Origin of the sequence: Microcystis sp. LEGE 00066 (assembly GCF_015207925.1) — a bacterium.
GTDB lineage: Bacteria > Cyanobacteriota > Cyanobacteriia > Cyanobacteriales > Microcystaceae > Microcystis > Microcystis ichthyoblabe_A.
The window spans coordinates 1-1,739 of the sequence record NZ_JADEVX010000338.1 but is presented as its reverse complement, the minus strand read 5'-3'; the positions used below and the strand labels follow the sequence as shown (position 1 = coordinate 1,739).

Here is a 1,739-nt window from a genome sequence, read left to right as displayed (position 1 = left end):
TTTCCGACAGCGATCGCCGTCTCTTTGTCATTAAGACTGGCTAATTGACAGAGTTTTTCTAGGATAGCTAGGCTGTAAGTCTCACTGTGCATGGATTTCAATGGGTTGAATTTCGTCGAACTCACGTGGTGAAAGGTTGACCATCGGGATAATACAACAGTAACTCTGGTTGGGCTAATTGAAAACGAATGCCCAAGCGAGGACTGACCCAATTATCGAGATTTTCCAGACTTTCGAGCCGATTTTCCCGACGAATACAGCCACCCAAATCATTTTTATCGGGATTATAAATGTAGTATTCTTCCACACCATAACGGTCATAAAACAGTAGTTTTCTGGTCATTTCCGTTTGGGTATTACCCGGAGAGAGAATTTCAAAAACCACTTGTGGGGGGATATTGTTCTCTTTCCACTGTTGATAGGAACCTCTTTCGCCTTTTGGTCTACCGAAAGCTACCATCACATCGGGTGCTTGTCGAGTCTTATTATCTCCCTCCACGGGATACCAGAGTAAATCACCGGCGACAAAAACATCGGCATCATTGGCAAATAACCAGTCTAAATTCGCTTTAATCGTCGTAATCCAGCGAAATTGTCTTGTATTGTCGGCCATCGGTTTACCATCGCTATCGGGATAGACGATTGTGGTTTTCGGGCTGTCGTCGAGTTGTCTAACCATTGCTTAACCCTAGAATTTCGTCTTTGCTTCCTTAATAGTATAACTTTACTATAAAAAATCGGAGCAAATATTTAGGGATGGTGATGGTCTTAAATGCTGTTTAAAAAGTATCGGCTCTTCTCGACTTTGTGTGATAATTTTTGCTTATGGAATCGTGAAATGTTGACGGAGAAAGACTTTTACGACTATTTTGCCGAAGAAACTATCAGTATAGGCTTCGTTTCCACACAGAAACCGGAAGAGCCAAGTAGGCTCTTCTAGGTTCTGTGTGATGAGTTTAACTTACATAGGATCGATCGATCTTTGTGTCCTTTGTGTCTTTGTGGTTCGTTCCACCCCCTCGCTAGGAGGAATGTATCTTAGAATACATTTTACCCACCAAACCTGGGAGAGCCAGATACGACTTAGCATTTGAGATTAGTCAAAAATAGTTTGACTAGAGAAAAAGAGGTGGGTAGAGTCGATGGGAGGTATTATCCTCCGCACCTCTCTCTTAGAGCCGAGCGTGCGACTTTCACCGCACTCGGCTCCCGATAATCTTAGCTTTCACTTTTGCACCTGTGGATGTAATCGTGGCATGATTCGTGTACTGCCAAAAGATTATTGGCTCGACCATTAGCGTGATTTCTATCGATGTGGTGCAGATGTATTCTTTCCTCATCAATAAATTTCAAGCCACAATATCCACAGGTATGGTTCTGTCGGATTAAAGACCTAGAAGTTGCTCCATCGTAAAGTTTGGACTGTCTCTTAGACCAGTAAACTAAGTCACCGTTAAAAGGCGAATAATCTCGGCTCTTCGTTACTCTTTATGCTAAATCAACAGACAAGATGCCAAGATAACATACTTCTAACCCAAAAATTCCGAAAGTTTCTAAAGCCATAGGCTCTCCGTTTTATTAGTTTAAGTTTATTGTTGATTCCCTCGACCATCCCATTCGTTGTCCTTCGCTCGAAATAACTAATTATTTCTCCAAACCAGTTTCGGATTGTTTGACAACTCTTAGTAAAAACACTGGAGGATTTTGCCAACCATTCCGAGATGGATAGCATTCCCTCT

At 42.0% G+C, this 1,739-nt stretch carries 2 protein-coding genes and 1 pseudogene; all 3 read right to left on the bottom strand.

What is annotated here, in order from left to right:
* Positions 1–124: 124 nt before the first annotated feature.
* Positions 125–679 (bottom strand): annotated as a pseudogene (locus tag IQ224_RS23305) (Uma2 family endonuclease); the annotation flags it as partial.
* Positions 680–1,218: 539 nt separating this feature from the next.
* Positions 1,219–1,353, bottom strand: coding sequence for a hypothetical protein (locus tag IQ224_RS25215; RefSeq protein WP_241673758.1), 135 nt, complete (start codon positions 1,351–1,353; stop codon positions 1,219–1,221).
* 145 nt (positions 1,354–1,498) lie between these two features.
* A partial coding sequence (locus IQ224_RS23295; protein ID WP_194033546.1) for a transposase occupies positions 1,499–1,739 on the bottom strand: 241 nt, incomplete at its 5' end.